This window comes from Streptomyces sp. SID8352 (genome assembly GCF_009862265.1).
Lineage (GTDB): Bacteria > Actinomycetota > Actinomycetes > Streptomycetales > Streptomycetaceae > Streptomyces.
Genome location: NZ_WWGX01000032.1, coordinates 33,878 through 56,452 on the forward strand (window position 1 = coordinate 33,878; position 22,575 = coordinate 56,452).

General features: G+C 78.3%; 16 protein-coding genes. All 16 read right to left on the reverse strand.

The genetic code is table 11. From position 1 onward, the window contains the following. Positions 1-6: 6 nt before the first annotated feature. Entirely contained in the window at positions 7-726 is a 720-nt protein-coding gene (locus GTY84_RS11100) for a zinc ribbon domain-containing protein (RefSeq protein WP_345943401.1), read from the reverse strand. 1,516 nt (positions 727-2,242) lie between these two features. Next, positions 2,243-2,818 (reverse strand): phage tail protein, encoded by a 576-nt coding sequence (locus tag GTY84_RS11105; RefSeq protein WP_161226002.1) that lies wholly within the window; start codon positions 2,816-2,818, stop codon positions 2,243-2,245. Next, complete coding sequence (locus GTY84_RS11110) at positions 2,815-4,773, reverse strand: putative baseplate assembly protein (RefSeq protein WP_161226003.1); 1,959 nt, start codon at positions 4,771-4,773, stop codon at positions 2,815-2,817. Before GTY84_RS11110 ends, GTY84_RS11105 begins: the two co-directional genes overlap by 4 nt. After that, entirely contained in the window at positions 4,773-5,192 is a 420-nt protein-coding gene (locus tag GTY84_RS11115; protein WP_161226004.1) for a GPW/gp25 family protein, read from the reverse strand. Before GTY84_RS11115 ends, GTY84_RS11110 begins: the two co-directional genes overlap by 1 nt. Beyond that, on the reverse strand, positions 5,192-5,509 hold the full coding sequence (locus GTY84_RS11120) for a PAAR domain-containing protein (protein WP_161226005.1): 318 nt from the start codon (positions 5,507-5,509) through the stop codon (positions 5,192-5,194). The genes GTY84_RS11115 and GTY84_RS11120 overlap by 1 nt, the downstream gene beginning before the upstream one ends. A 310-nt stretch (positions 5,510-5,819) precedes the next feature. Then, positions 5,820-7,646: a VgrG-related protein gene (locus GTY84_RS11125; protein WP_161226006.1), complete on the reverse strand. Its 1,827-nt coding sequence runs from the start codon at positions 7,644-7,646 to the stop codon at positions 5,820-5,822. Beyond that, positions 7,643-8,365, reverse strand: coding sequence for a LysM peptidoglycan-binding domain-containing protein (locus GTY84_RS11130; protein ID WP_161226007.1), 723 nt, complete (start codon positions 8,363-8,365; stop codon positions 7,643-7,645). The genes GTY84_RS11125 and GTY84_RS11130 overlap by 4 nt, the downstream gene beginning before the upstream one ends. A gap of 98 nt (positions 8,366-8,463) precedes the next feature. Then, the gene (locus GTY84_RS11135; protein WP_161226008.1) at positions 8,464-8,889 is read right to left on the reverse strand and encodes a phage tail protein; all 426 of its coding nucleotides are present in this window, start codon (positions 8,887-8,889) and stop codon (positions 8,464-8,466) included. A gap of 234 nt (positions 8,890-9,123) precedes the next feature. After that, positions 9,124-9,369, reverse strand: coding sequence for a hypothetical protein (locus tag GTY84_RS32935; protein WP_202550864.1), 246 nt, complete (start codon positions 9,367-9,369; stop codon positions 9,124-9,126). 3,645 nt (positions 9,370-13,014) lie between these two features. Then, the gene (locus tag GTY84_RS32940) at positions 13,015-13,173 is read right to left on the reverse strand and encodes a DUF6760 family protein (RefSeq protein ID WP_265292015.1); all 159 of its coding nucleotides are present in this window, start codon (positions 13,171-13,173) and stop codon (positions 13,015-13,017) included. Next, entirely contained in the window at positions 13,170-13,688 is a 519-nt protein-coding gene (locus tag GTY84_RS11140) for a zinc-ribbon domain-containing protein (protein ID WP_161226009.1), read from the reverse strand. The genes GTY84_RS32940 and GTY84_RS11140 overlap by 4 nt, the downstream gene beginning before the upstream one ends. Continuing rightward, positions 13,685-14,125 (reverse strand): phage tail protein, encoded by a 441-nt coding sequence (locus GTY84_RS11145; protein ID WP_161226010.1) that lies wholly within the window; start codon positions 14,123-14,125, stop codon positions 13,685-13,687. The genes GTY84_RS11140 and GTY84_RS11145 overlap by 4 nt, the downstream gene beginning before the upstream one ends. 33 nt (positions 14,126-14,158) lie before the next feature. Further along, positions 14,159-15,718: a phage tail sheath family protein gene (locus GTY84_RS11150; RefSeq protein WP_161226011.1), complete on the reverse strand. Its 1,560-nt coding sequence runs from the start codon at positions 15,716-15,718 to the stop codon at positions 14,159-14,161. A gap of 423 nt (positions 15,719-16,141) precedes the next feature. Continuing rightward, positions 16,142-18,181: an ATP-binding protein gene (locus GTY84_RS11155; RefSeq protein WP_161226035.1), complete on the reverse strand. Its 2,040-nt coding sequence runs from the start codon at positions 18,179-18,181 to the stop codon at positions 16,142-16,144. A 290-nt stretch (positions 18,182-18,471) separates the two neighbouring features. After that, positions 18,472-19,218 (reverse strand): DUF4255 domain-containing protein, encoded by a 747-nt coding sequence (locus GTY84_RS11160; protein WP_161226012.1) that lies wholly within the window; start codon positions 19,216-19,218, stop codon positions 18,472-18,474. After that, positions 19,215-22,493 carry a DUF11 domain-containing protein gene (locus tag GTY84_RS11165; protein WP_161226013.1) on the reverse strand — a complete coding sequence of 1,093 codons (3,279 nt, stop codon included), beginning with the start codon at positions 22,491-22,493 and terminating at the stop codon, positions 19,215-19,217. Before GTY84_RS11165 ends, GTY84_RS11160 begins: the two co-directional genes overlap by 4 nt. Positions 22,494-22,575 lie beyond the last annotated feature (82 nt).

The window sequence follows — 22,575 nt, forward strand, 5'->3', positions numbered from 1 at the left end:
GCCCCGTCAGCCGCGTTCGAAGAACTCCACCTCCGCCAGCGCCAGATGCCGGCCGCCGCCCAGGCCGACGGGCGAGCCCAGGACCAGGCGCACCGTCCGCACGTCGCTGATCCCCATGGGGAAGTACTGCGCGCCCGGCTTGTCGCTGAGGGTGATCCGCCGGTGTTCCGTCCCCCCGTCGCCCCGGGTGATCTCCAGCTTCAGCTCCAGCGCCCGTCCCTGGCGCGCGTACTCCTGCGCCTTCTTGGAGGGGCCGTTGAAGACGGACAGCTCGAACAGCCGGAACGGCTTGCCGAAGGTGTACGTCACCTCCGCGCCCGGCCCGGACACCCCCCAGTAGCGGTTGCTCAGCCCGTCCATGGTGTTGGCCGCCGGGTACCCGGGCAGCTCCTCGCTGGCCTCGACGGACACGGGGGTGATGGCCCTGGGCTTGCTCGTCTTGTCCCGCACGTCCTCGTACAGCGCGCGTCCGGCCGGGACCAGCAGCACACCGGCCACGGCGAGGCCCGCGACGAGGGCCAGGACCACCAGCAGCCGCACCCCCCGGCCCGAACTCGCCCGCACCCGGCGGCGGAACGGCCACACGGTCCGCCACCAGGGCAGCGGGGCGGGCTTCGCGGCCTGGTTCAGCGGGGTCGCGCAGCGGCGGCAGAACCGGCGGCCCACCGGGTTGGGCGTCCCGCAGGAGGGGCACGGCGGCCCGGTCACCTCGTCCGGTACGGGCACGGGGCGCACGGTCGGCCGGGCCGCCACGGGCTTCGCCGGCCGCACCGGCATCACGGGCTCCGGCGCGGACCGCGCGGGCGCGGACGGCGGCGACGGCGCGGGGGCGGACGGGGAACGGGGGCCGGGACTGTCCGGGGCGCCCGCCGTCCCGGGGACGGAACCGCTCCGCGGGACGGAGGGCGCCTCCGGGGCGGGGCGGCGCGCGGGGGGTGGGGAGGCGGTGGGCGCGGGGGCGGCGTCCGGGCCCGTGCCGGCGGCCCGGGTCCCGAGGCCGGGGTCCGTGCGCCCGGGGCGGGGCTCGGGACGTCCGGGGTCGGCGGCGGGGTGGCCGGTGGCGGAGCCCAAGTCGCCCGAGGCGGGGCGGGGATGGTCGGAGCCCGAGCCGGGGCCGTTGCCGGGGTGTCCGGAGCCGCCCCGGTGGCGGACCCGCCCCGCCAGCCGGGCGCGCAGCGACGCGCCGCGGGACGGCGGGGTGGACTGCGGGGTGGACGGCGGCGCGGTGGACGGCCGGGGGATACGGGACGGGGGCACGGCGTCCCCGTCCCCGCCACCGGTCCCGCTCGCGTCCCCGTCCTCCTCGCCGGTGCCGCCCGCGTCCCCGTCACCGGTGGCGCTCCCCGTGCGGTCGCCGTTCCCGTCCGGAACCGGCGCGGGCCCCGGCCGGGTCCCGGGGACGGCCCCCGGCGGAGCGCCGCCCGCGACGGCCGCACCGGTACCGGAGGCGGCACCGGGAAGGGACGCGGGACCGCCCGGAGCGGTCACCGGACCTGAGGACGGACCGGGGGACCGGACCGGAGGCGCCTCCTGGGACTCCCCGGTGGACTCCCCCGGCCCCGGGGCCGGTTCAGGGGCGGGAACCGAAATCGGATCGGGGACCGCGAGGGCGGAGGCCCCGGCGGCCGGACCAGCAGGCGGCCAGGCGGACGGACCGCGCACCCCGTGGGGCCCCGGGGCCACGTCCTCGTCCCGCCCCGGCCCGGCGTCCGCGCCCGGCCCCGCGTCCGGCCCCGCGTCCGGCCCCGGCATCGTGTCCTGACCCGCGTCGGGATGCCCACCCGAACCCCGGCCGGGACCCGCCGCCCCCGCCGCCCCGTCCGGCGAAGCCGCGGGCACGGCGGGCGAAGCCGCAGGCGCGGCGGGAGTCGTACCCGGCCGCCCGGCCGGGGCCGCCGTCGGCGCCGGGCCGGACGCCGACGGCCCGTTCCTCCCGCCCCGGCCCGGCAGTCCACCCGCGCCCGCGTCCGCACCCGGCGGGCCGCCCTCCCCCGTACCCGAGGGGCCGCCCTCCCCCGTGCCCGGCGCCCGGTCCGGCGCGGGTACCGGTGCGCCCACCGCACCGTCCGCAGACCCGCCCGGCGGCGCGCCCCTGCCGGGCCCGGCGTCCGGCGCCGACGGCTCCGGCCCCCCGTGGCGCGGCGGCGGGCTGTCCGACCAGCCCAGGTACGCGCCGCAGTTGCCGCAGAAGTCGTCCCCGGGGCCGTTGGACGCCCCGCACGCGGGACAGGCGCGCATGGCGTCACCTCCCTTCGTCGGCGGGCGGCCCGGAAAGGATCTCCACCCGGCAGTCGGTGTGCACCGGGCACATCGCCCGGACGATCCGGTGGACGCGGTCGGCGTCCACCGCGGTCCCCGGCGCGGTACCCGGGCCCGGCCAGACCCGGACCAGCGGCGGCGCGTCCGGCTCGGGCGGCGGCTCCGCGCCCGCCGTGCCCGACCAGAGCGCGCCCCCGTCCCCGGTGACGTCGGCGTCCACGCCGAGGGAGAGCCGCAGCGCCTCGACCAGTCCGCGCCGGGTGCCGCGCCACCGGTGCAGTTCCACCGCGCGGCCGACCGCCTCCCGGCGCACCGCCAGGGGGCGGCCGGGATCGTCGTCGGCGCCCACCCAGGACGCCAGCCAGACCAGGAAGTCGGCCGGGGCGAGACGCGGGTCGAGGTAGGCGGGCAGGTTGTCGAGGGTCGCGAAGACCGGGGCGAGGACCGTGTCCAGCCCGGCGGTGAACCGCTGCGCCAGGCCGTCCTCGGCGTACAGGGCGGGCAGCGCCTCGCCGATGGGGTGGCGGCTCGGCAGCCCCGGCACGGCGGCGCGGCTCATCCCCGCTCCTCCGGTCCGGCGGCGGCGGTGACCACGACCTGGTGCTGGTAGGAGAAAACCAGGGCGCCCGCGCCCAGGTCGATCCGGTCGACGGGGGCGCCGCGCCGGCCGGTGACGGGGTCGGCGGGGAACAGCCGGACGTCCTCCACCAGGGCGTTGCCCGCCGCGCGCTGGAGCACCCCGAAGACCTCCCCGTACTGCACGGGGCGCCCGAACGGCCAGCCGGTGCCGTCGGGGCCGCCGCGCAGCGGGTCGAGGTGGGCGAAGAGCGCGCCGAGCGCGGCCTCGCGCACCCGGTCGGTGTCGCCGGGCGCGGCCACCAGCCGGGCCACCACGGTGACACCCTGGTAGACCGGCGGCTCCACGACGAGCCGGGTGCCGATCAGCCGCCGTTCGTCGAGGCTCCCGGTGATCGCGCGGAGCACCTGCTCGGAGGGGATGAGCTGCTCGAAGCGGAGCCGGTCGCCCTCGTCGGGCGCCGCGTCCGGCACCACCAGCACCCGCACCGCGCCCGCGCCGCCCGCCGGGAGGCAGCGCACCCGGCGCACCGAGGGCGCGGCCTGGCGGGCGATGGTCTCGTGGTCCTCGGCGGTCACCGCCCGCTCCTGCATGCGCAGCGCGTCCGGCGCCCGCAGCTTGGCGTTGGCGACGGTCTCCCCGGCGACGCCCCCGCGCGCGGCCTCCCGGTTGGTGACCCGGGCGATGTACGGGACGGAGCTGCGCAGCACGGAGACGGCGCCCCGGGCCACGTTGCCGGCCGGGCCGCCGCCGGTGCGGTAGCGGGCGACGCGGATCCGGGCGCCCTTGGCGGGGACGGCGCCCAGGTGGCGCAGGGTGCCGTCCGGTTCGCGCAGCACCGGCGGGAAGGCGAACTCGCCGGTGGTGGCGTCGACGCGGACGTGCCGGTCGCCGGGGGCGGAGCGGCCGAAGTGCTCCACCACCTCCCAGCGTTCCCAGCCGTCGGCCGAGGAGACCTCGACCAGCGGCGGTTCGCCGTCCAGCAGCACGGGCGGCCGGTCGAGCCGGAACGTCTGCCCGGCGACCCCCTCCGAGGTGCCGAGCGGCACGTCGGTGACGGTCTCGGCGTGCTCGGCGGACATGGTGCCGCCGACGGTGAACACGGCGGCCTCCCGGACCGTCGGGGACTCGGAGTAGAAGGGCTGGCCCGGTTCGGGCTCGGTGACCCGGCAGCGCAGCCAGCCCGCCCGGGCGCCGCCGATCACCGACGCGGTGTGCCCGGCGGGCACGTGGACGATGATCTCGCCGGGCCGGTTGAGGCCGCCGGTGGTGTCGGTGCCGGTCTCGCAGGCCCGCCAGCCGCCGCCGTCCCACGCCTCCCACACCAGCGGGGGCTGGCGCGGGTCGACGCCGACGCCCTCGACGCGGCTGTCCAGGCGGACGGCGACGACGCAGCGCGGCACCGCCACCGGCAGGCCGAACAGCAGGGCGTCGCCGGGCTCCGGGGCGGCCTGGAAGCACCGCACGTCGCGGCCCTCGTCGAGCAGTCCGGTCCGGTCGGTCTGCTCGCCGGAGCGGGGCGCGGTCACCAGCCGGACCAGTTCGCTGGGCACGATGCGCAGTTCGCCGGTGGTGGCGAAGACGACGGCGTCGTCGCTCTCGCCGCCCGCGGTGGTGACCTCGGTGCCCGGCGGCAGCACCACGGTGTCGGGCTGGGGCGCCGAGAGCCAGAAGTCGATCTCGGCCCCGGCGGCGGCCGGGGGGAACAGGCGGATGCCGAGCAGGTCGAGGAAGGCGGTGTAGTTCTTGTCCGGGACCCGGTTCAGCCGGTAGAGGAGCTGGTCGACGAGGTGGGCGAAGGTCTCGATCAGGGTGACGCCCGGGTCGGAGACGTTGTGGTCGGTCCACTCCGGGGCGCGCTGCTGCACATACCGCTTGGCCTCGTCGACGAGTTGCTGGAAGCGGCGGTCGTCCAGGTTGGGGGAGGGGAGGGCCATCAGCCGGCGCCCCGTTCCCCGGTGCCCTCGGAGGGGATCGTGTAGAAGGGGAAGACAAGGTTGCGGGGGTCGTTGGTGGAGCGCACGGTGTAGTGGACGTCGATGTAGAGGGTGCCGGCCTCGACGGCGTCGAAGGCGACCACCACGTCGTCCACGGCGATGCGCGGTTCCCACCGCTCCAGCGCGGAGCGCACCTGGCGGGCGACGCGTCCGGCGGTGGCGCCGTCGCCCGGCGCGAAGACGTAGTCGTGGATGCCGCAGCCGAAGTCGGGGCGCATGGGGCGCTCGCCGGGCGCGGTGCCGAGGACGAGGCGGATGGCCTCCTCGATCTCCCGGTCCCGTTCGACCAGCGCGATGCCGCCGGTCGGGCCGACGCGCAGCGGGAAGGCCCAGCCGCGGCCGACGAACCGCTCGCTCATCACAGGCCCCCGATCCGCACACTCTGGGCGCCGGTCAGGATGGTGGCCCCGCAGGCGGTGCGGTCACCGGCCCGCGCGGCCGGGAGCCCGCCCACGAGCACCGCGCCCCCGACGGCGGCGGCCGGGGAGGGCAGCACCACGTCGGCGGGGCCGAGGGCGGCGTGCGGGGGGAGCGGGCAGACGTGCAGGCTGCCCACGACGGCGGCGGGCAGACCGCCGATCAGCACCGTCGCCACGGCCGCGGCGGCACCGGGCGGCGGGGTGGTGATCAGACCGCCGTGACTGGTGGGGTCACCGGTACGGGCTGCGGCTGGCATGCGGCACTCCTAGCGGGAGGTCCCGGACCCGGGGGTCCGGAGCACGGTCACGGATCGAGGACACGGTCGCGGTCGCGGCCGGGCCCGGCGGCGCGGTCCGCCCCGGAACCGGCGGGACGGGGAGAAGGCGCCCGGCCCACGCGCCACCGGTGCCGCCGCGCGCGGACGGCGGAGGGGGAGCGACGGGAACGGCGGGCTCCGGGCCGGGTACGGCGGGCTCGGACACGGCGGGCGCGGAGGCCGTGGACGCGGGCAAGGTGAACACGGGGGCGACGGGCGCGGGGGCGGCGGGCACGGGCACGGGGCCGCCTCAGTTGATCCGGACGAGGCGGGCCTTGAGGACGCCCAGCAGGCCGCCGTCCACGGTGACGTCCGACGTGCCGGAGACCTTCACCGACCGGCCGCCGACCGTGACCGCGCCGGTGGCGTCGAGGTCCACCCGGGCGCCCCGCACGGTCACCCCGCCGCGCCCCGCGTCCAGCGTGATGCCGTCCTTGTCGAGCAGGACCGAGGTCAGCGCCCGGCCCCGCCCGGCGTACACCGTCAGCTCGATCCGGTCCCGCCGGTCGTCCAGGCGCACCTCGAGGCGTTCGTCGCCGGTCATCAGCCGCAGCCCGGACGGCCCCGGCGCGGGGGCGTCCAGCAGCTCCACCCGGTGGCCCGAACGGGACACCACGGAGCGGCGGTTGATCCTGCCGCTGGTGGAGTCGACCAGCGGCACGTCGTGCGGGGAGGGCCCGTCGACGCCGTTGTAGAGCCCGCCGATGACGTACGGGCTGTCCAGGAGCCCCTGTTCGAAGCCGACCAGGACCTCGTCGTTGACCTCCGGGCTGACCACGCCCCCGCCGCCCTTGCCGCCCCACTGCACGGTGCGCACCCAGTCCGTGGTGTACGTGTCGTCGAGCCACGGGAACCGCAGCCGCACCGCGCCGCGCTCGGTGCGGCCGGGTTCGCGGACGTCGGTCACCACGCCGATCGCCAGGCCCGGCATCCGGGGCCCCCGGTCCGGCCCGGCCGCGGCACCGCCGACCAGTCCCGTCAGCGAGCGGTCCGGGCTGGCACTGACCCAGACCGTCGTGCGGTAGCCGCCGTGCGGCTCCAGGACGTGCTGCACCGCCGTCGTCGTGTAGCGGCCGGAGAACGCCTGCCCGACGTTGCCGAGCGCGACCGGTTCCCCCGCCCGCAGCCGCGGGTTGCCCTCCACCACGGCCTCCAGTTCGGCGAAGCCCGCGCTGACCCGGGCGGCCACCGCGTCCGCGACCGCGGCGGTCTCGGCCTGCGTGCCGTACGGGGTGTCGGCCACCGTCATCTTCGCCGCCGCGCCGAACCGGGCGGACACCGCCGGGCCCAGCCCCGGCACCGCCGTCTCGCTGTCCACCGAGCGCTGCCGGGAGACCAGCGGCCGCTTGGTGGTGACGTCCCAGCCGCGCACCTCCACCTGCGAGGCGCCGTCCGACGCCGACAGCGAGGCCCGCAGCGCCAGCAGGTTCCGCCCGTACTCCAGCACCATCGGATCCCGGTTCGCCGGCGTGGACGGCGCGGGCGCCCCCGAGGCCGGGCGCGGCCGGGTGAACTGGAGCACCCCCTGGTCGTCCACGCGCACCTGGGCGCCGCTCTCCCCCGCGAGGTGCTGGAGAAAGTCCCAGTCGGAGACGTTGGCCTGCGAGAGCTGCCGGTAGGTGACCGGAGCGGCCTGCACCTTGCCGCAGGACAGCCCGGCCCCGGCCGCTACCTTGCGGACGATGGCCGCCGCCGTCATGTTCCGGAAGGCCACCACCTTGCGGCCGCGCTGGAGGCGGTGCGCCTTGGACAGGGCGCGCACCACCGTGAAGGAGCCCGTGCGGTCCCGGTCCAGCTCCAGGGCCGTCACCTCGCCGCTGAACAGCCGCTCCCGCCCCTGGCCGGACGCCGTCACCACGGAGACCCGCAGCGGGACGCCGATGGTGACCCCGGTCGCCCGCAGGAACTCGTGGTCGGGATCGCGGAAGGTGAGCACCGCCGCGTCGGGCAGGCCCACGTTCTCGTCCACCACGCAGTGCACGAGCTGCGCCGCCCAGACCGGGGGCAGTTCACCGGGCGCCTCCACGACCGGGTCCGCCGCGAACGACCGCCCGCCCGTCGTCTCCGTCCCGCTCACCGTTCCTCCTCGCCCGCTTCGTCCCGCAGCGCCGGCACCACCAGTTCGGTGCCGGGCACGAGCGCCATCGGGTCGTCGATTCCGTTGGCCTCCGCGATCACCCGCCAGACCGTCGCGTCGCCGTACTCCCGCCAGGCCAGCAGCGCCAGGCTGTCGCCGGCCACCACGGTGTGCGTGCTGCGGGCGGTGCGCGCGCCGGAGGTGGGGTTCTGGCCGCGCGGGTCGACGCTGGCCTCCTCGATGGACAGCGCGCAGGTGGCCCGCAGCGGCTTCCCGTCCACGTCGAACAGGGTGTAGGTGACCGAGAGGCTGGAGAGCACCCCGTCGAAGGCGGTGGTCCGGGCGGTGCCCCACTCGAACCGCACCCACGGGCTGGCCGGCTTCTTGCGGCCCAGGCTGGCCGGGGTCGGCACACACGCCTTCATCAGCTTCTCCACCGCCTGCTCCACGGCGTCGTCGTGGGTGGCGGTGGCGTCGAGGAACACCTCCAGGCTCAGCTCGCGCGGACCGCTGCCGACGAACTCGGGCAGCGCCGACTGGCCCGCCATCCGGGACGGGGAGCGGCGCCACTCGGTGGTCTTGCGCAGTTGGAGGGTGGAGGGGTTGAACTGGAGGTCCAGCCGCGCGATGGTCCCGCCGGGCTTCGCGCCGACCGAGGCGGGGGGCTCCTGAAGGGTGAGCTGAGCCCGGGCCCGGCTGGCGCGGACCGCTGGGGACATGGCGGGGACTCCTTTCGGTCGGGTCGGATCGGGTCGGATCGGGTCGGAGGTTCCGGGGAGGCGGTCGGCACGGGCGCCGGGGCGCGCGGCGGCGCCGGTCAGGAGGGGCGGAGGCCCTCGTGGGCGATCTCCAGCGTCTCCACCGCCGCCCTGGAGTCGGCGGGGTCGAAGGACGGCCCCTGCCAGCGCACCGGGACGATCCCGAACACCTGCCAGCCGATGATCCGCGTCAGGTCCGGGCGGAGCGCCACGATCTCGCCGTCCTTGGGCTCCACCCGCCGCAGCGTCTCGTCCAGCCAGCGGCCGATCTTCGCGGTGTCGGCGGTGACCGGCCGGGTGAGCGTGATGTTGGACCACGTCACCCGGCCGGGGAGCTGCCAGGTGAACCCGTTGTTGCCGCCCTCGGCATAGCTCTCCATCTCGACCTCGGCTCCCATGCCGGAGCAGGTGTGGAAGGCGCCCAGGTCATTGCCGCCGATCGCGAGCCGGAAGAACACGCTCGTCGCGAAGATGCTGTCCGTCATGGGCCGTTCCCCGTTCTCCGTTCCCCGTCGCGCGGCGCCGTCGCCGTGCCGTTGGTCGTCCTGCGCTGCCGTTCCGTGCGGTGCTGCCGCCCTGCGGTGTCGCGGTCGGGCGGTCGTGCGTGTCGCGGTCGGGCTGCCGAGCGTGTCGCGGTCGGGCTGCCGAGCGTGTCGCGGTCGTGCGGTGCCGGGCCCCGGGGGGCCGGGCCCGTGCGCCCGTCGGTGTCGGCGGCGCCGTCAGCGGCGGCCGTCGTGCGGGCGGCCCGTGCGGTCCCGGCCGCGCCGCAGTTCGGTCCGGAGCAGGCGGGCCACCGGATCGAGCAGACGACGCGCCAGGTCGTCCAGGTCGAGACCGGGGTCCTGCGGCGAGTCCGGACCGGCCCCGGCGGAGCCGTGCGGCGGCGCGGGGGCCGGAGCGGGGGCGGGGGCCGGAGGGGGCGCGGGGGCCGCCCTGGCCGGTACGCCGGTGACGTCCCGCTGCACGGGCGTCCGCGCCGCCGCCCCGGCCGGTGCCGGGGGCCGGGCGGGTGCCGGGGGCCGAGCGGGGACGGGCCGGACGGGTGCCGGGGGCGGGGACGCCTGGGCCACACCGACCGGCAGCGTCCGCGCCGGTGCCGGGGGCGGCGCCGCCGGGGCCGCGGGCCGGACGACGGGGACCGCGCCGGGGGCCGGGCCGTGCGCCCGGTGGTGCCCCGGGGCGGCGGCCCGCTGCACGGGCGGGAGCGTCGCCGCGGGCGGCGGCGTACCCGTGCCGGGGCGCGGCGCGGCCGCACTCCGCGGGCCCGGCGCGCTCACGGCCGGCGGGCGCGGCACGATGCCGTGGGCGGAGGGCGGCGGGACCGTGCCGGGTCCGGGGCCCGAGCCGACCGGGCCGTGCGCGGACGCCGCCCGGCCCACGGGATCAAACGCGCCCGGCCAGCGCGCCGCCACCACCGGACGGCCGGACGGACGCGGTGCGGCGGCGGGCACCGCCCCTTCCACGGGCCGGGTGTTGAGGGTCAGCGGCCGGGCGGCGAGCAGCGACAGGGCCGGCGACGCGAGGGCGCGCGGGGCGGGAACGCCTCCGCGCACCGCCCGCGCGACGACGACGGGACGCGCCGCCGTACGGGGCCGTTGACCGCCGCCTCCCGGGGACGGAGTGCCCGTCGGCCCGGCGGCGGGTCGCGCGAGGGCTCCGTAGCGGGGCGCGGAGGCCGAGGGAGCCGTGCGGGGCGGGGGCTCCGCCGCCGTGGGCGCGGTGGCTCCGCCGGGGGTGGCGCCGGGCGCGGTGGCCGTGGGCGCGGGACGCGCCGACACCAGGGGGGTGCCGGGAGCCCCGGGGTGCAGCACGGACCCGGATGCCTCGGCCCCGGGAGCGGTGGGAACGGTGGGGGCGGTGGGGGTACGGGCCGCCTCGGCTCCCGGGCCGCTGCCCAGCAGCGGCGCCTCCCCCACCGTGGGCCGCACGGCGCCCACGGCCGGGGCGCGCTGGATCGAGGGCCCGCCGGACACGCCGGAGGCGGTCGCGGACGGGCGGGGCGGGGGGCCGTCGGGGGCCCGGCCGCCCCCCGCTCCGGCCCCCGCCGCACGCCGGTCGGCGGGACCGGCGCCCGCACGGGAGCCGTGGGAGCCGTGGGAGGAGCCATGGGGACCGGCGGGCTCCGCGCCGGGCGGAAGCGCGGGCAGCGGCGCGCCCAGCCCTCCGCGCGCCCTCGCTCCGGCACCGGGGCCCGGACCATCCGCAGCGGTCCCCGAGCCGCCCGGGACCCTGTCGGACGCGCCCGGGAAACCACCGGCAGGACCCCGCGCGCCGTCGGAACGGGACCGCAGGACGGGCAGCGCCGGACCGGGGGGAGCCGTTGGCACACCGGGGCCGTCCCGCAGGGGCGCCGCCGTGGGCGGCAGTTCCCCCAGCGGCGCGCCGAGCCCCGCGCGGCTCCGCACGGGGGTGCCTCCGGAGGGCGCCGGGCTGTCACCGTCCAGGTTCCGCACGGCGGTGGTCGGCGCCTCCCCCGGCACGGAGGCCCCCGCCTCGCGAGCGGAGGCCCCCGTCCCGTGGGCAGAGGTTCCCTTCCCGTGGGCGGAGGCCCCCGTCCCGTGGACCGGGGCGGCCGCAGGACCACCGCTCCCCGCCGCCGGAGCCCTGCCGCCGGACGCGCCCGCAGCCGTCCCGCCCCCGGACGCGCCGGGGCCCGTACCCCCGCCGGTCGTTCCCGGGGCATCGCCGGAAGGACCCCGCGCACCCTCCGCGGCGGGCCGTACGACGGGCAGCGCCGGAGCGGCCCCGGGGCCGACGGGCCCTCCGGGCGCGGAAGACGCGGAGTGCGCGGCGGCGGAGTGCGCGGCGGCGGAGTGCGCGGCGGCCGGGGCCGACGGCCCGCCCAACGGCGTACCGAGGGGCTCCCGGCCGCCGAGCGGGGCGCCGTCCCGGGAGGGCACCGGCGCACCGCCCGCCCCCGGCCGGGCGGCGGACGCCGTCGCCCCGGGCGCCGCAGCACCACCGGGTGCCGGAGCGGGGGCGGGGCGCAGTGCGGGAAGACGGCGTACGGGTGCCGCCGGGCGCCGGGCGACCGTCGTCGGGGGCCCCACGGGACGGACCGGAACGGCCGCACCGCTCCCGGCGGCGCGCGCACCGCCCCCGGTGGAACCCGGCCCGGACGCCCCCGGCCCGGCGGCGCGCACGGCAGGGTCGGCCGTGCCCGGTGCGGGCGGTCCCGACTCCGACCCCGGCACCACCCGCACCGCCCGGACCACCGGGAGTTCCAAGGACCCCGCGAGGGCCCGCCCGGCCCCGTCGGGTGCCAGGGCCGCTCCGGCACCGGGCAGCGCGGACCGCTGCACGGCGGGGGGCGAGGAGGTGGAAGGGGACAACGGGGACCGGGTGAGGGGAGCACCGCCGGAGACGAGACCGCGCTCCGCCGGGCCCCGGCCGGGCTCCCCCGCACCACGGACACCCTCCGGCCCCGCGGTGCCACCCGGCGCCGTACGCCCGCCCGGCCCGTCCGCCCCATCCGGTCCGGACGCACCACCACCGCCCCCGGACGCACCCGCGCCCGCAACACCCGCACCGGCACCGGCACCGGCACCGGCACCGGCACCGGCACGAGCCGAACCGCTCCCGCCGCCCGAGCCCCCGGGCACCCCGGGCACCCCGGGACCAGCCGGGCCACCCGAGCCGCCGGAGGCCCCCGGCGCCCCCGGCCCGACCCGCTCACCGTGCCCGCCGGCCGACGGAGCCGTACCGCGCGCGCCCCGCGGGACGCCCGGCGCACCGGGACCGGGCGCACCGCCCGGACTCCCCGTTCCCGTGCCGCCCTCCGCGCCGGGGGACGCCTCCCTGCGCCCCGCGCCCGGCCCCGGCGGCGTACCGCCGCGCCGGGGCGCCCTGGCGGTGGTGGGCGTGGCCCCGGCGGACCCGCCGCCGGACCGCCCGGCCCCGGAAGGGCCCGACGGGGTCCCGGATCCGCCCGGCCCGCCCGCCGGTGTGCCCGGCGCCGGTGAGGTTCCGGACGCGGTCCCCGAGGGTCCCGTGCCGCCCGGCCCGCCCCGGGTCACCGGCGGGCGGGGCGCCCGCTCCGGGGCCGACACGGAGGGCCCGTCCGGCGTCACCGGTGTTTCACGTGAAACCGCCGCTCCCCGCGCCCTGCCCGGCGCCCGCGCGGCCCGCCCGTCCGAGGACGGCGCGCCCTCCCCCGGGCCAAGGTCCTCCGCGCCCGGCCCGCCGTCGTTCTCCGGCCGCAGCGCGCGGAGCAGCAGCGGTCCCCCGTCGTCGCGGGCGGCCCGCGGGGACGGCGGGCGGGTGACGCCTTGGACCAGTCCGGTGGGCGCCGTGGGCAGCAGGGCATGGCCGAGGCCGGTGTCGAAGGCGGGGTTCTGCCAGGCGGCCAGGCGCGCGCGGAAGGCGAGGCCGTCGCTGACGCCGAGCGGGGCGCGGGCCACGGTCAGCACCGGCGGGGCGGTGGCGCGCCAGCCGCCGTCCCAGTCCCCGGGCACGGTGGAGGAGCCCCCGCCGCTGGACGGATCCGGCGGCGTCGGCGGACCGGTCCGCGGGGAGCCGTCCGCCCCGGCCGTCCCGGCGGACGGTGCCGCCGGACCGGCCACCGCCCCCCGGGAGGACCGGCGGCGCCACATCTCCCGCCATGCCATGTGCTAACCGCCTTCGTTCACACGGGTGTTGATCCGGGCGATCTCGTCCACCCACTGGCGGCGCTCGCCATGGGTCAGGCCGAGGATCTCCTCACGGGGCCAGTGGAAGTGATAGGCGATGTACGCGATCTCCTCCCGGAGCCGGGGAAGGGCGTACGTCACGATTCCCCCAGGCGCCCACCCGAGAGGTCGACCTCGAAACCGCCCGAGCAGTGCGGGCAGGTGACCGCCGCGCGGGTGTGGCCCTCGCTGTTGACGCGCCGGTAGAAGTCCTGGAGGAACGCCACATCGGTGGCGTACATCCGCTCCACCACCCCGGCGTGCACATCGGTGACGGTGCCGATCCGGGTGATCACCTGGCTGAGCAGCACCACGCTGAGGTACGCCGGGTTCTCCTTGACCCGCAGGTCGATCTGGGGCCGCAGCTCGTCGCGGGCCGTGGCCAGCCGCATCGAGCCGTGGCGGTGCACCGTGCCCGCCTCGTCCACGTATCCGCGCGGCAGCTCGAACTCGAACTCCGTGCGCAGCCCGTGCTCCTCCCGGTGCCCGGCGGCCGGGGAGGACGCGGCCGGAGGGGGTGCGGGGGATGCGGGGGCGGCCGGCTCCGCCGTCCGGGCGGGGTCCGTGGCCCGGAGGATCTCCTCCACGTTGCCCGCGGTCACCGTGCGCCGTCTCATTCGACGATGATCTCCTCGAACACGATCGTGACGGACTCGGTGGCCGGGGACGACTCGCCGGCCCGCAGCGAGGGGCCCTCCCACCGCGAGGCCCAGCCCTGCATGAGCTGGATGCGGCGGACGGTGTTGCCCTCGGAGTCCTTGATCTCGATGGTCAGGTTCTGCCGCGCGGAGTTCACGGCCCCGTTGTTCAGGGTCTCCTTGATCCACTTGGTGAACTCGCTGCTCTGGTCGAGCCCGCGGGTGATGGTGATCTCACCGGCCTGCCGCGCCCCGGGCTGCTTGCGGATGATCTGCTTGCCCTCGGCGCTGACCTGCTTGACCTCGACGACCTCCTCCTCGACCGTCAGTCCGCTGATCTCCTGGACCGACTCGACGAGATAGCCGCCGAGCTGCACGCCGAAGACATGGGTGGAAAGCGCGTCGCCCGTTGCCATGACTGTCTGTCACCTTTCCCTGCGACCCGCGGGTCACTCGTCGATGAGGCTGGTGCTGTCGGAGAACTGGGCCAGCCGGAACACCACGAACTCCGCGGGCTTGACCGGCGAGACGCCGATCTCGCAGACGACCCGGCCCTGGTCGATGGACTCCTGCGGGTTGTTGTCGCGGTCGCACTTGACGTAGAACGCCTCCTCGGCGGTGCGGCCGAACAGTGCGCCCCGCCGCCACTCCTCGGTGAGGAAGGCCGTGACGTTGCGCCGGATGCTCGACCAGAGCCGGTCGTCGTTCGGCTCGAAGACCACCCACTGGGTGCCCAGGAGGATGGACTCCTCCAGGTAGTTGAAGAGGCGGCGCACATTCAGATAGCGCCAGGCCGGGTCGGAGGAGAGGGTGCGGGCGCCCCAGATCCGGATGCCCCGGCCCGGGAAGGCGCGCACGCAGTTGACGCCGATCGGGTTGAGCAGGTCCTGCTCGCCCTTGCTGAGCCGGGTCTCCAGGTCGACGGCACCGCGGATCACCTCGTTGGCGGGCGCCTTGTGGACCCCGCGCTCGGCGTCGCTGCGCGCCCAGACCCCGGCGACGTGGCCGCTCGGCGGGACGGTGGTGTTGTGCCCGGCGGCCGGGTCGAAGACCCGCACCCACGGGTAGTAGAGGCTGGCGTACCGGGAGTCGTAGCCGGCCTCGTCGTTGCGCCAGGCGCGGACCTGCTGGGCGGAGAGGCCGGGCGGGGTGTCGAGGACGGCGACCCGGTCGCCCATCTGCTCGCAGTGCGAGATCACGGCGAGCTGCACGGTGCGCACCCCCTCGGCGTCGATGTCGCCGCGCTGGTGGGCGCTCATCAGATCGGGCACCGCGACCATGGTGATCTCGTCGATGGTCTCCAGCCCCGCGAAGCCGGTGCGGGCCGCCGCGTCCCCGACGTACTCGGCCGGGTCGAGGCGGGCCGGCTCCCCGGTGCGGGGCGCGGCGGGCGAGGCCGGGGCGTCGGGCAGCGCCACGGTCTGCCCGGCGGGCCGGGACGGGACGGCGCCCTGGCGCTCCGCCGCCTCCACCAGCTTGGAGGCGCGGAGCTGGGTGACGAGGTAGCTCTTGACGTTCTTGCGGGTGGAGACCTCGTACGTCTCCGCGACCCGGTCGCCCCGGTGGACCAGGACCCGGAAGCGGTCCTCGGGCGGGTTCTCGCCGGTCGCGTCCGCGATCTCCACGGAGACGCCGGTGACACCGGGCCGGGCGGTGAAGAGGAACCCGCCCAGTTCCACCGGCTCGGCCGCCCCGCCGAGCGCCGGGGAGCCGGCGCCGGCCGCGGGCGCGGAGGGGTCCCCTGCGGAGCCGCCGACGCGCACGACGTAGGCGGCTCCGCCGCCGTTGGCGAAGTAGCCGTAGACCGCGTGGGCCAGATAGGTGCCCTCGGTGAAGCCCCCGAACAGCCGGGTGTACTGGTCCCAGCCGGTGACCAGCGTCGGCGTGTGGAACGGGCCGCTCCCGGCGAACCCGACGAACGCGGCGACGGCGGTGCCGACCCCCTCGATCGGGCGGGCACCGGACTGCACCTCCTCCACGTACACGCCCGGGGTGAGGTACGTCGGCATGCGCGCTCCTTAGCGTCCTGGCGGGGTCTGGCGGGTCACCTGTGCCCAGGCCGAGTCTGCGGGGCGGGCGGGGAGCGGACCAGGGGCCGTCGGCCCCGGCCGGGGGCAAGACCGCTGCCCCTCCCTGCCGGTGCCGACCGCCCGGCCGCCCCCCGGTGCTGCCCCCGCGCTGTCCGCACGGACCTGGACGCCTCCCGGACGGGGAGCCGGAGTCCGGCGGGCGGAGCGGGGCGTGGTGCCGCGTGATGCGCGGGGAGGGTGCCCCCGCGGACGGGGGCGACGGGCGGAACGCGGCGTGATCCGCGGGAGGGACGCGCCTTCGGACGGGGACCGCGGGCGCCGCGGGGCGGGGGCACGGCGGGCATCGGGACGGCCGGGCGGGACGGTCGGCGGAACGCCCGCGCGCGGCCCGTCGCGGCCGTGTCACGCCCCCGTCGCGTCCGCCAGGTAGGGGCCGAACTCCGTCTCCAGGACCAGGCGGCCCAGCTTGCGGTACTCCTGCGCGACCGCCGCCATCAGTTCCCGCATGGTGAGCGGCGCTCCGGACTCGGCCGCCAGATAGGCGGCGGTGAGGGCGCAGGCCCGGATGGAGCCGCCGGCGAGTTCGAAGCGGGTCGCGCAGAAGTCGAGGTCGAGGTCTCCGCCCCGGGGCAGCCGGTCGCCCAGGCAGCGGTCCCACAGCGCGCGCCGCTGGTCCGGGTCGGGCACCGGGAAGTCGGCCACCACGTCCAGCCGGCGGGTGAACGCCTCGTCCAGGTTGGCCCGCAGATTGGTGGTCAGCACCGCGATCCCGTCGAACGACTCCATCCGCTGGAGCAGGTACGCCGACTCGATGTTGGCGTGCCGGTCGTGCGCGTCCTTGACCTCCGCGCGCTTGCCGAAGATCGCGTCGGCCTCGTCGAAGAGGAGCACCGCGTTGACCGCCGACGCCTCGGTGAAGATCCGCTCCAGGTTCTTCTCGGTCTCCCCCACGTACTTGTCGACCACCGTGGACAGGTCGACGACGTACAGGTCCATGCCCAGGTCCGCCGCGACGACCTCGGCCGACATGGTCTTCCCGGTGCCCGATCCGCCCGCGAACAGGGCGATCACCCCGCGCCCCCGCCCGCCGCCGGGCCGCATCCCCCACTGCCCGAGGACCCGCTCGCGGTGGCGGGCCCGCAGCGCCAGTTCGCGCAGCCGCCGGTGGGTCGCCGGGGGCAGGACCAGGTCGTCCCAGCCGACGCCCGGCTCCACCCGGCGGGCGAGCCGGTCGAGCCCGGCGCCGTTCTGCGCCCGCACGGCGGTGCGCAGGTCCTCCGGGGTGACCGGGCGGCCCGCGAGGGCGGCGGTACGGACGGCCGCGTCGGCGGCGCGGCGCACCTGGCCCCCGTCCAGCCGGTGCGCGGCGACGGCACGGGCGAGCGCACCGGCGTCACCGGCCGCCTCCCCGGCACCACCGGGCGCGAGGCCGTCGGCGGCCCGCTCCAGGGCATGCCGCCAGCGCTCGGCCTGCCGCTCGGGGGCGGGCGCCGGCACGGAGAGCACGACGGGGGTGTCGGCCGCCCACGCCGGGTCCCAGCCGTCGCCCCCGTGCACCACCAGGGGGCGCCCGCGCAGCGCGGCGCACAGCGTCCCCAGGGCGCGGGCGCGTTCGGCGGGCGGCTCGGGCAGCGCCTCCAGCGGTCCGAGGACGACCCCGGCGCCGGTCAGCCGCGCCTCCAGCGCCACGACCCGGGCCAGGTCCGGCAGGTCGGCGGAGCGCCGGGAGAGCGCCGCCGCGTCCAGCACCAGCGGGGGCGGCCCGGCGGCGCGCAGGGCGGCGACGGCCAGGCCCGCCGCGTCGCCGCCCAGGCCGCGCAACCGGACCAGCCCGGCGCCCGCGCCGGCCGCGTCGGCCACCCGGCGGGCCGCGGCCGGGTCGGCGGTGGGGTCCCCGGGCACGTCGGCGAGCACCCCGGCGAGCCGGGCGTCGGGCCGGGCGTCGCCCAGCAGGTGCGCGGTGACCCGGTCGGGGACCCGCAGCACCCGGGACAGCGGCGGCAGCCCGGGGTCGGCGACCTCCAGCAGACCGCCCGCGACCAGCGGCGACCCGGGGGCGAGCCGGAACCGGGCGGGCGAGACCCCGGAGAGCCCGCACAGTTCCAGGGCCAGCCCGGTGGTGGGGCGGCGGCGCGTCAGGTCGTCGTGGAGGTAGCCGTAGAGGCGCTCGAAGCGGGCGTCCAGGTCGGGCGCGAGGGCGACCAGCAGCAGGTCCAGGTCGAGCGGGGCGAGGCCGAACCGCCGGGCGAGGACGCCGAGCACGGAACCGGGCGGCGGGTGCGGGGCGTCGTGGGCGGGCAGGCCGAGCCCGCCCGGCTCGTCCAGCAGCCGGGCCACGGCGGCAGGCGAGAGGTACTGGCCCCGGTAGGGGTCGTCGGGGTCGGGGTCGGCGGCGCGCCGCGCGGCCACCGCCTGCCGCACCCGCTCCTCGACGGCCGCCAGCCGCTCCCAGAGGTACGCGGCCCCGGGACCGCCGACGGCGGCGCCGTCAGCATCCCCACCGACGGCGGCGCCGTCAGCGACGGCCCCCGGCGGGGACGGAGGGTCCGGGGCACCGGCCGTGCCCGGGACACCGGCCGCGCCGTCAGCGACGGACCCCGGCGGGAACGGGACGTCCGGGGCACCCGCGGCACCGTCGGTGTCCGGGGCGCCGGCGGTGCCCTCCGTACCGGAGCGGGCGTCCCGGTCCTCCGCGCGGTCCCGCGCGCGGCCCCCCGGCAGCACGATGTGCGTCACGGCCGGCGCTCCCCCCGGCGACGGCGGGCGGGGGCGGGGCCCCGGTCCCTGGGGGCGGCGAAGCCCTCCGCGCCCGGGTCACCGGTCTCCGTGTAGCGCAGCCGCCGCCCCGGTGCCGTGCCGCCGCCCTCGCCGTCCCGGGCGGAGCCGTCGACGCGCTGGGCGGAGCCGTCGACGCGCTGGGCGGAGCGGACCACCAGTCCCTCGGTGACCGGCGGCGCGACGGCCCGGGTGACGCCCGCGAGCGGTGCCCGCACCCGCACGCCGAGCGACGCCTTCAGCTCACCGCCGAGCGCCGACCACACGTCGGCGGCCTCCGGCGCGTCCAGCCCGGTCCCGGCGGTGTCCAGCGCCACGGTCAGACCCAGCTCCGCGAGGGAGCCGGTGAGCAGCCGGGCGGGCAGGGTGTCGGCGGCGGCGAGGCCGGCGAGCACCTGGGACAGCAGCCGGTGCTCGTCCTGCGGGCGGCCCGCCCACGCCGTGACCAGGTACGTCAGGTGGAACCAGCGCGGCGGGGAGCGCCGCGCCACGAGGTGCCCCTCCTCGTCGTACACCTCCTCGGTGCCGCTGCCGCGCCGGACCGCGTCCTCGCGCAGGTCGTAGAGGAAGACGCAGACCGTGGGGGCGGTGCGGCGCGCCGCCCAGTCCCGGGTGGGGGCGTCGAAGACGACATCGACGCCGGAGGCCTCCAGGCCGGACTCCGTGAGCAGGCGCCGCAGCGCCTCGTCCACCTCGTGGATCACCGGCGGTTCACCTCGTCCGGCGGCTGGACGGTGCCGCTGACCACCAGGAAGTCCGTGGTCACCGGTGAGAACCCGGGGCCCCGGGCGGTGATGGTCCGCGGCCCCGTCCGGTCCTTGGCCAGGATCAGGAGCTGGCCGATGAAGGTCCCGTCGGCCAGCGGCACGGTGGGCGCCGCCGCCGCGGTGATCCCCGGCTTCCAGGCGAACCGGACCGGCACCCCCGGCGGGAAGTCCCGCCCGCGCACCGAGGTGACGAAGCCGGGCTTGCCGATGGCGGGCACGGCCACGATGCGCGGCTGGAGGACGCGCAGCCGCTGCCGGGCGGTGTTGTCGCGCGGGTCGGCGTCCGTGCCGGTGGTGGTGAGGACCGCGGTGGCCTCGCCGGTGAACGCCCTGCGGGGACTGAGCACCACCGTCAGCACGGCGCTCCCGCCGGGCCGCAGGTCGGGCAGGGCGCACACCCAGGAGGCGTCGCAGCCGGGCGGCGGCCCGTTGCCGGGCACGCCCGGGGGCAGGCCGATGCGCAGCCGGAGCCCGGTGGCGAGCGCGTCGCGCCCGTTGCGCACGGTGTAGGTGACCACGACGCGTCCGCCGACGTAGCCGGGGTTCGGCTGGGCCGTGACGCGCACGCCCGGTCCGGCCCGGGGCGCGGGCGGCGGTGGCGGCACGGGCACGGGGGGCACGGGGGGCGCGGGCGGCGCGGGCGGCGCGGGCGGCACCGGGACCGAGGACGTCGGGGTGGGCGTCGGGGTGGGCTCGGGGGTCGGGGTCGGGGTGTCGGTCGGAGTCGGGGTGTCGGTCGGCGTCGGGGTGTCCGTCGGCGTCGGGGTGGGCTCCGGAGCCTCCCGTACGGGCACCACCGTCCGCCCGGCGTTGTCCTCCGGCCGGGGGTCGAGCACCGCGCCGGTGACCGACCAGTCGACGGGCGCGTCCCCCGGGGTGACCCCCGTCAGGGTCACGTCCACCGGCACGGCCGCGCCCGGCGGCACCACGCCCACGTCGCACTGGAGGGACTCCGGGTCGCAGACGCCGTCCGGCGGGGTCAGCCCGGTGACGCGGGCCCCGGGCGGCGGGGCGACGGTCAGCCGGGTGCCGGGCGAGGCGGCCGGGCCCTGGTTGACGATCTCGACGCGGACCGTGGTGGTCTCCCCGACGATGACCTCGCCGGTGGTGGCGGGGGCACGGACCGCGAGGTCCACCCACTGCTGGACGCTCGGCTCCTTCTGCCGTCCCGGCAGCCCGCTGGTGATCCGGGTCAGCGCGCCGGACTCGATGTCCAGCAGCTTCAGGTCCTCGGGGGAGTTGGGCTCCGGCTCGGGCCGGGCGCTGATCACCAGTCCGGTGCCGTCGGCCGTCCAGGCCGCGTCCCGGGGCTGGTAGGGCCCGGTGGCCTCGGGCAGTTCGCGGCGGCAGCCGTCGTCGGTGCCGCGGGCCGCGACGGGCAGCAGGACCCGGCAGCCGTCGCCCTCCGGGGAGACCAGCAGGATGCCGTTGCGCTCGTCGAACAGCCCGGCGCCGTTCTTGCGGTTGAAGGCGATGCCGCGGCCGTCCGGGGAGAACGCCGGGCTGTCGTCGATGACCTCGCACTCCCCCGGGCAGACGGCGGCGCTCAGGTCGCGCTGCCGGGTCAGGTCGTCCACCGGCGCGGTCCAGATGTGCTTGTTGCCGCCGTTCCCGTTGATCACCTGCCGCCGGGTGAAGGCGAGCACCGTGCCGTCGGGAGACCAGGCGGGCTGGGCGTCGTCCCCGGCGAACTGTCCGGCCGGGGGGACGACCTCCCCGAGCAGCTCCCCGGTGGCGGCGTCCGCCACCAGCACCCGGCGGGGTCCCGCGGTGTCGTCGGAGCGGCCGGGCGAGGTCCGGGTGAAGGCGAGGAACCTGCCGTCCGGGGAGAACGCGGGGTCGGTGTCCCAGTCCTCGGGGCCGCGCCCGGCGAGCGGCACGGGGGCCGGATTGGCGCCGTCGGCGTCCACCAGCCAGATCCGCTCGACCCGCTTGCCGTCGACGGTCTCGAAGCGGGTCACCACGATCCGGCGCCCGTCGGGGGTGTAGCTCTGCCGCTCGTGCCAGGGGTCGTAGCCGGGCGCGGGCAGGAACAGCGGGTTCTTCCGCGGGTCGAGGTTGGTGTCGGCGGCCGGGTCCTCGGTGAGGATGGTCAGCCCCAGGTCGCGGGGGTCGGAGCCGTCGCCCCGGACGTCCTGGAGGGTCGCCACGTGCGGGCCGTCGGGACCGGCGGCCGTGGTCCGCTCGACGACGGTGCCGCCGCCGTAGAGGGGGCCGAGCCAGGTGGGGGAGGTGATCTCGCGGTCCTCGCTGAGCACCACCTCCGGGGTGTCCGCGGAGTGCGCGGTCGTCCGGAACACGTGCCTCCAGTCGCCCTCGCAGTCGCAGGTCCGGTCGGGGCTGAGGAACAGCAACTGGTTCCCGTCGGGCATCCAGGCCGCCCCGTGGGTGTCCCAGCCGGCCTGCGCGCCCGCGAGCAGCGGCTGGTCGGTGGTCCCGTCGGTCACCCGCAGCCGGGAGGTCCGCTGCCCGGGAGCGGTGGCGGTGTAGGCGATCAGGCCGCGGTGCGCGGGGTCGTCGACGGGGTTCCAGACCGGCTCGGTGGCCGCGCCGGCCGCCGGGTCGCTGACCCGCACGGCCGCGCCCCCGGCCAGCGGGCGGACCAGGATCTGCCGCCCGGCGTACGTTCCGTCGTCCCCGGAGTACGCGAGGCGGCCCCCGTCGGGGGAGACGGTGGGGTGCTCCTCGTCACCGGGGGTGTCGGTGAGCCGGGTCAGCCCGGTGCCGTCGGTGCGCACCAGCCAGAGGTCGCGCTGGCGGCCGCCGCCGGGCCCGCCGGGTTCGTCCGAGTCGAAGACCACGGCCGCGCCGTCGGGCGTCAGCCGGGGGTGCGCGGCGGTACGGCCGCTGGTGAGGCGGCGGACGGAGCCGTCGGGGGCGCGCAGATAGACCTGGGCGGTCCGCTCGTCGCGGCGGCTGGTGAAGACCAGGGTGTCGCCGAGGGCGGACGGCTGGGTGTCGAAGTGGGCCGGTCCCCCGCCGAAGAACGGATCGCTGCGGGTGTCGTCGGCGACCCGGCCGAGGCTGCGGTGCCGGGTGCCGGCGAAGGCGATGCGGATGTCCGGGGCGGCCACCGCGGCGGCACCCGGCGCGGGCCCGGGACCGGCACTGCTCTGCCCGGACGCCGACACCCCGAGCAGCGGGACCAGGAGCAGCAGTGCGGCGCCGAACCCGCCCGGGCGGCGCCGCCCGCCAGGGCCAGCGGTTCCCATCACAGTTCCCCTCGCTGTCCGGTGCGGCACCGGAGGGTGCCCCCGGCCACCCTGCCCGCCCGGGTGCGGGGGCGGCAGGGCA

Coding starts and splice junctions, on each gene's coding strand:
- GTY84_RS11130 (WP_161226007.1), bottom strand. CDS start 8,365: ATGTCCCCAGCGGTCCGCGCCAGCCGGGCCCGGGCTCAGCTCACCCTT.
- GTY84_RS11150 (WP_161226011.1), bottom strand. CDS start 15,718: ATGCCGACGTACCTCACCCCGGGCGTGTACGTGGAGGAGGTGCAGTCC.
- GTY84_RS11135 (WP_161226008.1), bottom strand. CDS start 8,889: ATGACGGACAGCATCTTCGCGACGAGCGTGTTCTTCCGGCTCGCGATC.
- GTY84_RS11120 (WP_161226005.1), bottom strand. CDS start 5,509: ATGCCAGCCGCAGCCCGTACCGGTGACCCCACCAGTCACGGCGGTCTG.
- GTY84_RS11145 (WP_161226010.1), bottom strand. CDS start 14,125: ATGGCAACGGGCGACGCGCTTTCCACCCATGTCTTCGGCGTGCAGCTC.
- GTY84_RS11165 (WP_161226013.1), bottom strand. CDS start 22,493: ATGGGAACCGCTGGCCCTGGCGGGCGGCGCCGCCCGGGCGGGTTCGGC.
- GTY84_RS11110 (WP_161226003.1), bottom strand. CDS start 4,773: ATGGCCCTCCCCTCCCCCAACCTGGACGACCGCCGCTTCCAGCAACTC.
- GTY84_RS11115 (WP_161226004.1), bottom strand. CDS start 5,192: ATGAGCGAGCGGTTCGTCGGCCGCGGCTGGGCCTTCCCGCTGCGCGTC.
- GTY84_RS11140 (WP_161226009.1), bottom strand. CDS start 13,688: ATGAGACGGCGCACGGTGACCGCGGGCAACGTGGAGGAGATCCTCCGG.
- GTY84_RS11105 (WP_161226002.1), bottom strand. CDS start 2,818: ATGAGCCGCGCCGCCGTGCCGGGGCTGCCGAGCCGCCACCCCATCGGC.